10 protein-coding genes are annotated in these 11737 nt (G+C 40.1%); 6 read left to right on the forward strand and 4 right to left on the reverse strand.

The annotated features are described in order from the left end of the window. Window positions 1-3 precede the first annotated feature (3 nt). Complete coding sequence (locus MF4836_RS08805) at window positions 4-2583, reverse strand: hypothetical protein (RefSeq protein WP_078470007.1); 2580 nt, start codon at window positions 2581-2583, stop codon at window positions 4-6. 365 nt (window positions 2584-2948) lie between these two features. On the opposite strand from MF4836_RS08805, the gene MF4836_RS08810 reads away from it, so the two are divergent. From MF4836_RS08810 to MF4836_RS08830, 5 genes are all read left to right on the forward strand, one after another. Then, a complete protein-coding gene (locus tag MF4836_RS08810) occupies window positions 2949-3596 on the forward strand; it encodes a hypothetical protein (RefSeq protein WP_078470008.1) in 648 nt (215 codons plus the stop codon). A 63-nt stretch (window positions 3597-3659) separates the two neighbouring features. Beyond that, window positions 3660-4124 (forward strand): hypothetical protein, encoded by a 465-nt coding sequence (locus MF4836_RS08815; protein ID WP_078470009.1) that lies wholly within the window; start codon window positions 3660-3662, stop codon window positions 4122-4124. Further along, window positions 4121-4942 carry a hypothetical protein gene (locus tag MF4836_RS08820; protein ID WP_078470010.1) on the forward strand — a complete coding sequence of 274 codons (822 nt, stop codon included), beginning with the start codon at window positions 4121-4123 and terminating at the stop codon, window positions 4940-4942. Before MF4836_RS08815 ends, MF4836_RS08820 begins: the two co-directional genes overlap by 4 nt. A 59-nt stretch (window positions 4943-5001) precedes the next feature. Continuing rightward, window positions 5002-5802: an N-6 DNA methylase gene (locus MF4836_RS34910; RefSeq protein ID WP_153050209.1), complete on the forward strand. Its 801-nt coding sequence runs from the start codon at window positions 5002-5004 to the stop codon at window positions 5800-5802. Between the two features lie 97 nt (window positions 5803-5899). Then, entirely contained in the window at window positions 5900-6289 is a 390-nt protein-coding gene (locus MF4836_RS08830) for a hypothetical protein (RefSeq protein ID WP_078470012.1), read from the forward strand. A 33-nt stretch (window positions 6290-6322) separates the two neighbouring features. On the opposite strand, the gene MF4836_RS08835 is transcribed toward MF4836_RS08830, so the two are convergent. Then, window positions 6323-8977: a hypothetical protein gene (locus tag MF4836_RS08835; RefSeq protein ID WP_153050210.1), complete on the reverse strand. Its 2655-nt coding sequence runs from the start codon at window positions 8975-8977 to the stop codon at window positions 6323-6325. Window positions 8978-9087: 110 nt separating this feature from the next. Between MF4836_RS08835 and MF4836_RS08840 the strand changes: the two genes are divergently transcribed. Continuing rightward, window positions 9088-9513: a hypothetical protein gene (locus MF4836_RS08840; protein WP_078470014.1), complete on the forward strand. Its 426-nt coding sequence runs from the start codon at window positions 9088-9090 to the stop codon at window positions 9511-9513. A gap of 86 nt (window positions 9514-9599) precedes the next feature. Here the strand turns inward: MF4836_RS08840 and MF4836_RS08845 are convergent, their stop codons facing one another. After that, on the reverse strand, window positions 9600-10373 hold the full coding sequence (locus MF4836_RS08845; protein WP_078470015.1) for a hypothetical protein: 774 nt from the start codon (window positions 10371-10373) through the stop codon (window positions 9600-9602). An 841-nt stretch (window positions 10374-11214) separates the two neighbouring features. Further along, complete coding sequence (locus MF4836_RS34915) at window positions 11215-11634, reverse strand: hypothetical protein (protein ID WP_153050211.1); 420 nt, start codon at window positions 11632-11634, stop codon at window positions 11215-11217. Window positions 11635-11737 lie beyond the last annotated feature (103 nt).

An 11737-nucleotide genomic window follows, 5' to 3' on the forward strand; every position in this document is an offset into this window, starting at 1 on the left:
ATGTTATGCCGCTACTCGCCCTCTATATGCTTTTGCTACAACTTTAGCTTCTTGAATACCTTGAACTCTCATATCTTGTCTTGAAACCTTGCCATGCGTGAAGTGTTCAAAGTGTGCTGATACTCTACTCATCAAGGAAGAAGTTATCTTGTAAAATACTACAAAAACCAATACTGAGATGACCAAACATATAACTGTGGCTTTCATTCCATCTTCCCAGCCAAACAAAGCACCTGAGAATTTGTTTAAATCACCTACAACGTGAATCATTGTCTGTGAGAAAATGTGCGGAATCATCGTGAATGCAAAAGTAGCGTTCAAGCAAGCCAACAATAATTTCTCACAAATGATGATAATAGCTGTTCTGTCTAAGTCTCTTCTTTCTGGTTCAGCATCTAAATTCACAAACCAGCGTAGCATGATGGTTACACTGTCAAACATGATGTTGGTAATCATCCCAGTGATGATTGCAAAGAAAATGAAATAGTCAGACAACGGTAAGAGATACATGAAGAATTGACCGGCTGCTGTCATAGCATTGGCTGCGTTTGAAACAATTGTAGCTGCTCCATCGTTTAGCTGTGCGAATAACATCATTGTATAAAATTCAGTATAGTTACCAGTCTTCTCATAGAATGAGTCAGCAAAACCATCGTCATTAGCTGCTAAGGCTATTACTCCACCACCAGCGTCTGTTAAGACTGGGACAGCCCAAGCAATCAATTTTCTTGATTGTGCGGCTTTGGCAAACATTCCTACTACCTTTTTCATCATCGTGTATTCAACTTGGTCAGAAAGTTCTGTTGCTCCTTTGCCTTTCACGCTGACTTTGCCCGATGCCTTGTTGATAGCTGTGGCTACTTTCAGTTGAGTTCCTACAATGCTCATCTTCAAGCCGTATGCATACATTTCGTTGTAGATGTTTCCACAATCAAAACCATCATGCATGACGTTAGGATGTTGCATACACACCACAAATTTCTTAGACCCAGCAAAACCATCACGGCCAGTGAATCGGCCTAAAACACTTTCAAATCCAAAGCCATTCATACCATTGGCTACATTCTGATGACCAATAGTGAAGGTTCTTTCAATCTCCTTGATTTGTAGTTCACCTTGAACCACTGAAATAGGGAATGTCGCTAAGACAGTACCGCCAGATTGGTAGAATTCTCTTTGTTCAAGAACGGTAAAGTCAGCATTGAATGTGTTGACGATTTTTTGAGCTGAGTTGTTATCAACAATTCTTCTTCTTTTGTCGGAGACTGGAAGCGTAAGAAATTGTCTAAACTCATCATCCTTCATCACAAAGTAGCTATTGAGAGCCGTGCTGCAGGCGTAGGGTGATGTAAGACTGTTACAGTTGTCTTGAATGCACTGCTTGTAGAATTTCTCTGTATCTTCACTGAGCATCATTCCTTTCTGTTCATATCCAGACGAACAAATGAAGGCGTTTCTATGTTGAAGCTGAGCTTGTTGGGTATCTATTGAATCCATTGTCATGTCTTTGGCTTTGGTCAAGTCATACACAAACTCTCTGCTGATACAGTTGAGAGCGTAAGCCTTGTATTTTTCAAGCTCAATGGATGAGAAGAAACGTGTATCAACCCCAGCAAGTGACTCAACCCCGCATGAAGCTGTGCCTTCATTGAATTTGGAGCTTATACCGAACGGTAAAAGACTTTTGCTGTAATTCGCTGCTATGAGGTCAGCATTCTTGACGAATTTAGCTAAGGCATCAGCCAGTGCTTTATCTTGCATAGCGGTGTAGTCGAATAGGCCATATTCTTTAGCTATGGTCACACCTTTGTTGTCTATTAGGTAAGCCCCTACGAGCTTACAGCGACCATAGGAAGCTGAGATTGACCTACCACCAGCGGTTTTAAGGATTTTGATTGAAGGGTCTTGGTCTTTTTCGCTGAATGAATTTGATTTGACGCAAATCTGATAATCAAGAATGTTGCCTAATCTACCGTTCTTGAATGAAAAGTCAGGGAATTTAACAGATATTTCTTTTGTTAATGCGTTGGTCGATTCAATACGTTGGTAGGTCGTTGCCCAGTTTTCACTGATTGAAAACACCGTCCAAAAAAGCAAGCTTCCTAAACCAACTGCAACAAAATATTCAAACATTGCGTGCAATTTCTTGATTACGAAATTTTGTGTTCTTACCTTGCTTGAAGCTGCTAATGCTAGATTTTTTTGGAAGAAAATTAAGTACATGAGGTAAGCCATACCAGTCGTTACAAACCAACCTACGACTGTTCTTATGTTTTCATTCGCTTCACCAACGATGGATGGGATAGGGTTTGTGTTGTCTCTTCCCTCAGTACCTTCTTTACCTGAACAGTTGTAGTCAGGTGCAAGGCTGTCTCCAAAAAATAGAAATTTCTTGTTTGTGTGGTTGATGATGACTTTTGCGGCACTGCACCCAACGGCTGCTTCAATGATATTGTTCTTGAGGTTGGTATCTATCTTGTCTTGTGAGGTAGTGACGGCATTTTCATTGACTTCTGACTGAATGGTTTTGTCATAGCAACCTGACAGGAAGAGGGCAAGAACGGCAATAATTATGTATTTCATGAATTAAAGTGAGATTATATAATATCATTATAATATATAAATGGACTATGGCAAATAATTAACCTAATTAAAGAGTATGATTTAAAACTCGGGAAGCATAAGTAAGATGCCAAAACAAAAATCAGATTTATTGTATATCTATACCGTTCGTCGGATTTAGATAGTTTTAATAAATGTTAGTTATGATTTTTGACCTTCTACAAGCCACGTAACTTAAGGCTTAGACAATAAATGTGTTTTTTGATTAGCACGTTACAATGGCTCCTGTCAATTTATTTCTGTAGACAAGTTTAATTTCAAACTATATATTTGTTTCGTCTTAACCAATCAGGGTTTAGCTTATGAAGAAATGAAGAGGTGATTAAATGTCTAAGTGCGAAATTAATAATGTTCCTGTCGATGCTAATATTGCTCTTGAAGTAAATAACTATAGAGAATTGTATTACTACGCTTGCACCGTAGTGGAGTCTGATAGGCCCAACGCTGATAAATTTTGGTTTATGGAAAGGGTTATCAGCTGGATGAACCCACATATGAAACTTAGTTTCAATGAAGAACTGGGTAAGGTCGAAATCATTCATAATGTGAGTGAAGATGTAGGTGAGCAAACATTCAACGAACTAGTAGGTGACTTTATGAGTGAGCCTATGAAGTCACTGGTTGATAAAAATCATTCTCCTGAACAGCTTTCTATTATGGCTGCTATTGGTGAAATGATGAATTACCGCTCTCTGTACTGGGCTGTAAAAGAAAAATCAGCCAGCATGTGTGATGATGATGCATTTGCACTTATCGAACTACTGATATGCTCAATGTGCCAATCTGTCACAATGATTCTGGATGAAGGCACTGTTGAAATATTCTTGAATTCAAAACTTAAATTGATGGCTGGGGATTTCTCAGACCTTATGGAATGTGTACTTGGCCCTGAATTTTATGAGCTAGTTGAAGGTGAAAAAGACTTTGACACAGATGATGTATTGGGCGTGATTGAGCTGTACTTTGAATCATAATATGTGTGTTTTGTTTAATGGTTTGTCCAAAAGTTAGATTGAAATATAATAAGGGGATATGTGATGAAAGAAATAACTATAGATATGATTGAGGCAGAGGAAGAGTTTGAGACTATGAAAGCCTTTGCCGATAAAAACCCAGAAATACAGCATCTTTATTGGGCTGGTCAATTGATTCAGATTAATCTAGATAAATTCAGAATGTTGAGAATTGATAATTCTGCAACTCGTTATAGCAACTACTATCTTGTAATGAAAGTTGGTGGTCGCACATACAGAGTTAGTGAAATGGTAGCTGAAACATTTGTTGCTTTAATCTGTTGGGCTAGAAATGAGGATATGAAAATTACGAAATTTGCAGAAACTGTCTTGAAAATGTTTGTCAAGGTTTATGAGTCTTTTGAGCTGTCTAAAACAAAGGATGAAATTAGAGATGGTCTTGATACTGTTTTGGGAATGTGTGTTGAAAGGATTGTTGCGGCGAATACTCTACGTATTTTTACTAAACAAATTAAGGATGGGATATGAAAGAAAATGTAAATCAAAAGCTTCTGGTGAAATTCAAAAGCGATTTGCAAAAGGTTGGTGGTTGTCTCAAAGGTAGCGATAGAAACAGCATTTCAGCCGCTTACAAACTATTCATTGAATATGCCTTTGAAATGGTCTGTGAAAAGTGGGTGACGTTGAATGTTAATGAAGATGTTGCAGATGGTGCAATCTTCATTCGCAAGAAAGACATTGTGCATGGATATGAACAGTCTGGGTGTGATTTTGTCCTTGGTGACGCATTGTTAAGCTATTTTTACTTGGTTAAAGCTAGTGAGCCATTTGAAGATATTTTCACAATGCTGCATGAAGAATTCTTGCTGACTGGTTTGAAAGGGGATGGCCTAGGCCAGTTCTTCACTGCCTCCGACATTTCTTATCTTATCGGTGAGCTTATCTTGACCGATGATTCAGCCGCTAAGCATGAGTTCTCTGATGATTGCTGTGGTGCCGGTAGCTTGAAGCTGGGCGTGATGAAGGGGCGGTATAGAGAGAATCCTGACGCCTTCAAGACCATGAATGTAGAGTTTACTGACATTGATGAGTTTGCCTGCAAATCAGCCTTCATACAGGTTGTGGCTTCGATAATTGCTCATGAGATTCCCATCAATCAGGTCAGGGTGTTCAACAGCAACATCCTGTCTCAGTGGGGAAAGCCCGGTCAACTGATGGTGGGGTTGAGAAGCCCTGATAGGGTGCCTGTCAGCTCGATCAAGCCGGGTAATTTGAAAGCGTTTGAAAAGGTGTCAGCTCTGTGCAAAACCAGTTTGAAACGCACCAGAGAAGCCGCAGCGTCCTGATTAAACAAGCACTGACAAAACTGAATAGGAAACACCTAATTATATAAAGAGGATACATCATGAACACAAAAGCACTTAAAAATAAAATCTTTGAAATTACTCAATCAATGCCGTTGCATGAGCGTGAAGCCCAAGAATTAGCATTCAAGCTATTTATTGATTACGCTTGTGCGGGAACTCTTTTAGCATGGGTTACTAAGGGTAAGCCATATCCTTCTAATGTTTACATAGATGATGGATTTCAATGCGAACTTCCAGAAGGGGCTAATGGTGAAGCTCTTATTGAAGCTATAGGAATTTACCGGGAATTGGTTAGTGAAAACATGCCCTTCACTGATGTAATTTCTAATCTTAGTGAGGAAATTATACTCACTGGTCGAAAAGGAAAGAATAGAGGAAAAGGGCTAGGTCAATTCTATACTCCACAATCCATTTCCGATGTTTTGACGAAACTAGCACTACCAGATGATTCGGAAATAAAGTCTTGGAATTCTAAAAAGGTTGTGGGTGATATTTGCTGTGGTGCTGGAACATTGATCTTGTCTTTTCTAACCAACGTCAATAGGGTTGATTCTGAAAAGCTAAAATTTGTTGAGTTGGTTTTGAACGACATAGATGAGCTAGCTTGTAAATCAACTGTTTTACAGATACTGGCTTCTCTCTTAGTTTTTGACCTGAAGCTTAATGGAATGCAAATGTTCAAAGCAGATGCCATTAAGGAATATTTCAAAAATGGTACGCTGTATTTCGGCATAAGATCATTTGAAAGTCTCGATAACCTTGAGGCAGATGAGCTTGCCTATGAGCTACTTTTACGTGAAATCACGTCAGAAGGCTCTACAAAGCCTGTAATGAGCTGATGAAAAAAGACCTGTATAGGTCTTGTACTCTGTTTCAATTCGATCAACTCTAGCAATAGAAGGATTCACATAAGACAAAAAATCAAAGGAGATACCTATGTCTAATTTTTACGCTCAAATCAAACACAAGCTTGTTGAAACTACATCACCGGATTATCAAGAAATTCTCAAAGGTGATGAATTCCTTTCTGTCTGTGCCTCAACCGCTAAGGCTATGGTCAAAGATACCGGGTTTAAAATGTTCGGTTTTGCTGACCTTCATATCAAGCGATATTTTCTATTGGTCAAGCTGGGCCGTTCTGGTGACTTGCTTGAAATCCCAGTATCTACGGAATTTCTGGATATGTACCGTCATGCAGAAGGTGCCGACCTTCAAAAGCAACGAATGAAGAAAGCCCTGAAAAGAGAAGACATGATGAAATTCTCAATTGAATTAAAAAAGTTCGCTGATTCTCAAACGGCTGAAATAGAAATGACTGTCATGTGACAGTCAGTGTTCTATTAGATGATTTGGTGCTGGTTACTCATTCATGCCTTTTGTCTTGCCTAATCTCACGAATAGAAGAGGAATGCAGAAGGTGATTACAATGAAGCACAAATCAAGTGTTTCCTGCAATACGCCAGCCATGAAAGCGTTGCCTTCTAATCTCTCGATGTATTTATCTAACAAGACAATGGTGGCCTTCAAGATTCCAACAACTGTGAGGTAGAGCATTGGGCCTAACATCATTGTTGAGAAGATTGCTTCTTTTACGCCTTGGTCTGCCAGTTGCATCATGAGGAATGAAACACCTAACAATGCAAATCCTAGGATTGGATAAAAGAATGCTTGTATCATAACAAGTATTAGTTTCGCTGTGACGTTGAATAAAAATTCATTGATTAACTTTTTGCCGTTAGAGACAAAATTGTCATTGTCGTTCGGCCATAACAACCATAAGAATCTGAATGGTGCCAATATTAGGTTGAATATCATCATCAGTATTATCATCAATGAAGCCACAACGAAAAACAACTGAGGAACAGCTAGAACATACTTGATGAAGCCACCAGCATACAATTCAATCCAGCCTAGGGTAGCGAACATTGAGAATATCGCTGTAACAACGGTCAATGCCTTTTGCATACCGCTTTTATTTTTCTTGGATTGATTTTCAAGGTTGGCTGATTTGTCTTCGCCTTTGGTGAATTTAGATGAAATTTGTGAAGCTGTAATTGAGAAGAACGCAACATAAACCCCTGAATCAATTAGCTTGTCAGCAATATTATTCAACGCTGGTATGACGTTAGCGGGCTTCACACAATAGAAAAAGTCGTCGCATTCATCGGTCATTCCTAAGTCACGCTTCAAAGTGGCGGTAGGTTTGAGCGTGATTTCTAGTATGTTCTTCAATAGATTGTCGGAGTCACCTAAATTACCTCTAATCAAGTTTTCAAGATAAGCGTTTTTATCTGTTTTGTAGAAGTCAACCTTTACTTCAACGCTGTTAAACATGTCACTCATGATGGTGTCGAAATTATCAATTACCAACGTATCAAGCATGTGGTTGCCCTTTAAAGCGTAGTTTGTATCTACATAAGAACCTTCACCATTACCTGACATGGTGTAGCTGCTCGCGGCCATGTTGATGATTTGTCTGTTAGCTTCGGACTGTCTAATGCATAGTGGGTAGTAGAGTGCAAAGTCAGTGGTTTGGCCTTTACGAGCAAGTACGCAATAATTACCATTGCTTTTGTCAATTGTTACGTTTGCTAATGCTGTTGCATGGGCTGTTATGATTGAATAAATGTCGTCAACAAGTTCTTTGAAGGCTGCGTTCCTTTCTGCTGTTACCACATCAAGGGTTCTTTCTCCATAAACCATGAACGCACCATTCTTACCGCCGATACATTCAATGGCTCCTTCAAATCTAGCTTTCGCTTCTACGCCCGTTAAGAATTTTAGGTAGTTCTTAATGTCTTTTAGGTATTCTTCATCAAGCCCCATTCTGTTAATGGTGCATTGTGTTTCTTCATTAAGTCTTGCAATTTTCTTGATGATGCTGTTGGATTTGATTTCTTGCATCAAAGATTGTTGAACCAGCTCATTAGCCTGACTTGTTACAGCATTGTTTATGTCAGGGTTTGATTCCGTTACACCAATCTTAGCCATGATGGCCGCTTTAAATTCCTTTAAGGTCGGCTCAAAGTTGGCTGGGGTAGAGGTGAGATACTGTGATTTAAGCTCTCTGGCTGCGTTCTTCACACTGTTGTTGAGTGGTAACACAGTGGTTATTTCAATCTGGCCGGGTACGGCTATAGCGTCACTTTCAATCAAGCTTCCATCTGGAAGACGTTTGATAGATATAGAGTTGTCAGTAAAGTAGAACTGCAATGGTTCTTGGAACTCAACGTTTCTTTTCTCAACGGGTAATTCAAAGTTTTTGTATTTGTAATGGAATTTAGCGGTTCTGTTGTCGAGAAGGGCGGCGTTAACCATTGCGAACGCTATGCTACGGGCGTTTGCGTAGGATGGGTCATACTTCCTAGCGGCTTCTGATTCAACGGCTCCTATATCGCCTTGCTGCTGCCATGCAATGAGTGAAGATATACCGCCAGCTTCAACAACATCTGACCACATTGTCACGGTGGTGAAGACTCGTTCAGCTACTGTTGAATTTTCATCTTCACCTAAATCACCCCAAAACCATGGGCAAAGCATGAAGACGCCAAGCATTGGCATGAACAAGGCCATTAGCCCGTAACGGCTTACACCTTCTTCATGTAGGTCATGCTCCTGAGCGGCTTTTGAAATTAGTATCCTGACGTAGTTCCATATGAGTATGCATATGCCCATCAAGTAGATTATTGAGTTATAGGCAAATCTTCCTGCTGCTGTTGTGAGGTTTGCTTCTTCTTGTAAGAGCTTACTAGCTGGGTCAGCATCTATCTTAGCTTGAACAGCTTCATAGGCTTCATCACCTTTCGGAATTGCTTGTTTGCCAGCCCCTTTCATATTAGAGGTGGTCATGATGGCTGACTTGTTTTCTGCACAAAGCTCAAAGTTGAATCCCGCTACTTTGTTCTCATTGCTTTCACTGACGCCACATTTACCCGGTATTCTGTCACCTTCGTCTGAACATCCTGCTATGAGCAATATGCTTAACAGAAGTGCTGATATTTTAACTTTAATCATGATAATAAGTATGTTCTTATACTATCATGTTAGCACAATTAAATGATGATACAATCTTGCAAAAGGATATTTATATGTAATACTTGAATATTAAATGGAATAACAATTTTATGGTTAAAGAAATGAGCGTTAAAAAGAAGAGGGGAGTTACCACAAAGAACAAGACATTAAGGAATAAAAACTTTATTCACTCTGTTCAGCGTGGAGAATATGAAAAGTTTGATGTGAGGGTGATGCAAGAATACAAAGCTTATGCTGAGTTCTTTCCGTTGCTGTTGATAAATGACTTTATCAAGAAATATAACATTACTGATGTGTCATACATACAATTCCATCACCTCTGTAAAGTCGTGAATGCAAAGGCAATTAAAAGGAACCCTAAGTTTGTGGTTAGGATTGGCAGGAAGCGTGTTAAGAAGGGTAGGTTTGCTAAGGTTCGTTTCTACTGTGAACGTTTTCTGTTTGCGGTGTATGAAGCCATACAACAAGCCAATCTGGTTGAGAAGCAAGAGCAAGTCACAATGGAAGCCTGCTGATATTCACTGTATCCGCAAAGGTTTTGTCAGGAAGACAGACACAAAAAAGCCCCGGTTAAGGGGCTTTCTTGTTATCGACTGGTCAATCAGTCAATTTTGATTTTCTCAACCGTCCAGCCGTCGAACTGGGCCGAGGTTTGTTTCTCGATGGCTTCCATCAGGTTCACACGGTTGACCATAACGTTACCACCGGCTTTCAGCTCGATGGTGCCCGGCTCTACAACGTATTCATCACCGTCTTTCTTCACTTCAAAGCCAAGAGCTTTGTAGGCATCTTCTACGGCTTTAAAGTCGGTGTTGCCCTTCGGCCCCATGATGACAGGGAAGTCAACAACGGTGCCATCAGGCTTGGTCACTTTGAACAGCGACTTTTTACGAGTAGCTTTTTCACCACCAGCATCATCGCCAGTAGCCTTGGAGCCACGCGGGGCACGGGTAGACTTGGATGCTTCTACGATGGCCTTATGAGAGCCAGTCAGCACGTTGTAGGCGATCTCGTAGATGATGGCATCGAATTCAGCACGGAATGCTTTCAGAACCAGCGGGAAGTCATGCTTGCGAATTTCTTTGATGATGTTGCCATCTTTCGCTTGGTTCGCTTTGATTTCTTTACGCTGGGCCATCAGTGCTTCCAGTGCATCGAAGTCACCAACGGCGGCTGCTTGTTTGATCTGAGCTTGAAGATTCAATTCAGCTTTTGGAGTCAGCACGTCATAGAAAGAAGTCAGGACTTTTTCAGACAGATTCTTAGCTACTGGGTTGTGAAGGCCAGCATTGCTTGGTTCGTTGGTTTCTTCGTATTTCTTTTTGAAATCTACTTCAGTGGTGGCGGCTGGTGCATTGGTGGCGGTAGCGTTCATGCTGTGAATCTCCAAATGACTGAAATGATGATGTGGCTTCAAGGCTTATTTTTGTGCCTTGTTGAGACAAATAGTAGAAGGTTCAGGTATCTCCAGCAACCATTATTTTTAAGTATTTTGCCAAAAAACTAAGATAATTTGATGAATGAATACTTTCTAATCGTAGGGTAGGGGGATGAGACGGAGGATTGGTTAAGAATTGAACAGGGTGAACGCTGAACCATCACACACGCCTTACCACTGTCTAACCAGCTCTGGCTGTGCTTCTGGTGGTAATGGCTCTGGTATCGCTTGGTAAGCGGTGGGGGAGTGGGGTATAGTGCCGGTCTTCTTAGTCACACATCCAAATGGTGTGAATGATGATTTTAGCCCCTATATGGGGCTTTTTTTTGTCTGGTGTTTGCTTAGCTCTGTTTTAACCTGTGATACCTTCCTTCCATGTCTAGCAGGTAATCATAAAGTCCGGCGTCTTTTGGCTCATTCAGTGCAATGCTGAATGACTTTTCGTAGTCAAAGGTAAAATCTGTAAAAGTCTTTACATGGTCGTAGTCAATTGTGACCATCCTGAACAAATCTAAGTCTAGACCAGTGATGAAGTCATCATCTATACAGAAGTCTTGGCCGAATAAATTCACTGTTTGTCTGTCTGCAGTATCGTAGCAATGAAACTGGTTTAAACCATCATCATTGTGATAGATGATATGAGCCACTTGACCATGACCTTTAATAAAAAGCTCCAATACATGATGGCCTAGGTTTGTGATTCGTCGGCTGATTGTTACGGCTGATTGTTACGGCTGATGTTGGTGAGTGGCAATGCAGCATTTCATAGACCAATAGTTTAATACATCCAACTGATGATTAAAGCTGCGGTTACTACTACTGCAGATAATCCAAAAAATGGTTTAACCCAAGGTTTGAATTCACGTTTGGAAGCTGACGCTGGCTGTTTTTTCTCTACTAATACTGAATGTGATTTGTCATTCACAATTATCACTGTGACTGGCCCGTATTTTTCAAAAGCGGCCTGAGCTGCAGCACGAATTTCAGCTTCTTTTTCACTGAAGATGTTCGGCTTTCTAATGACAGTTTCGCCTATTGTTTTTGTTTGGTGTAGTTCCCCATCCCCAAAATCAAAATCATGAAGCTCATCACCTAAATCTAAATTATCGCCAATATCTATATGACCATCTACTGATTTTGTGGTTTCAAATTCTGTTTGGTTGTGGATTGTCTCAAGCTCTTTTATTTGTTCATTCATAAATGACCTTATGTTATTAGTTACATATCATTATTGCATGTAAATATCCCTTTGCAAGAATAAGCATTAAAATACTTTAATAAATATGCTGTATATATTTGAT

It is taken from the genome of Pseudomonas sp. MF4836 (assembly GCF_002018875.1).
GTDB lineage: Bacteria > Pseudomonadota > Gammaproteobacteria > Pseudomonadales > Pseudomonadaceae > Aquipseudomonas.

Excerpts from the sequence above, each read along its gene's own strand:
- MF4836_RS08805 (WP_078470007.1), bottom strand. The coding sequence starts at position 2,583 with ATGAAATACATAATTATTGCCGTTCTTGCCCTCTTCCTGTCAGGTTGC.
- MF4836_RS08845 (WP_078470015.1), bottom strand. The coding sequence starts at position 10,373 with ATGAACGCTACCGCCACCAATGCACCAGCCGCCACCACTGAAGTAGAT.
- MF4836_RS08830 (WP_078470012.1), top strand. The coding sequence starts at position 5,900 with ATGTCTAATTTTTACGCTCAAATCAAACACAAGCTTGTTGAAACTACA.
- MF4836_RS34915 (WP_153050211.1), bottom strand. The coding sequence starts at position 11,634 with ATGAATGAACAAATAAAAGAGCTTGAGACAATCCACAACCAAACAGAA.
- MF4836_RS08810 (WP_078470008.1), top strand. The coding sequence starts at position 2,949 with ATGTCTAAGTGCGAAATTAATAATGTTCCTGTCGATGCTAATATTGCT.
- MF4836_RS08835 (WP_153050210.1), bottom strand. The coding sequence starts at position 8,977 with ATGATTAAAGTTAAAATATCAGCACTTCTGTTAAGCATATTGCTCATA.
- MF4836_RS34910 (WP_153050209.1), top strand. The coding sequence starts at position 5,002 with ATGAACACAAAAGCACTTAAAAATAAAATCTTTGAAATTACTCAATCA.
- MF4836_RS08815 (WP_078470009.1), top strand. The coding sequence starts at position 3,660 with ATGAAAGAAATAACTATAGATATGATTGAGGCAGAGGAAGAGTTTGAG.
- MF4836_RS08840 (WP_078470014.1), top strand. The coding sequence starts at position 9,088 with ATGGTTAAAGAAATGAGCGTTAAAAAGAAGAGGGGAGTTACCACAAAG.
- MF4836_RS08820 (WP_078470010.1), top strand. The coding sequence starts at position 4,121 with ATGAAAGAAAATGTAAATCAAAAGCTTCTGGTGAAATTCAAAAGCGAT.